We start from the raw sequence: 235 nt of genomic DNA, 5'->3' as shown, positions 1-235 counted from the left end.
CCAGTGAACACCGGCTGGTCGTTGAAACTGATGGCAACATCGCCGTTGTTGACCGGCTGACCGATCACCGCGACACAGTCGGCGAGGCCGGCAGCACTGAACTGCGCCAGCACATCCGGGGTGGCGTCCTGACGAACCTGGATCAGCGCACCGAGCTCTTCGTTGAAGAGGATGGCCGCCAGCTCCTCGCGGCTCTCGGCCAGGCCGTCGAGCTGTAGGTTCAGGCCGCAATGAC

1 protein-coding gene is annotated in these 235 nt (G+C 64.3%); it reads right to left on the bottom strand.

Features of this window, described 5'->3' with window-relative positions; all coding sequences use genetic code 11:
* Window positions 1–235, bottom strand: a 235-nt coding sequence (locus tag AC0IYH_RS34055; protein WP_471838897.1) for a hypothetical protein, incomplete at both ends; no start/stop codon positions are given.

Source organism: Pseudomonas sp. AC463 (genome assembly GCF_979253585.1).
Note: the sequence above shows the minus strand (reverse complement) of the source record. Positions and strands in the feature narration are given on the sequence as shown.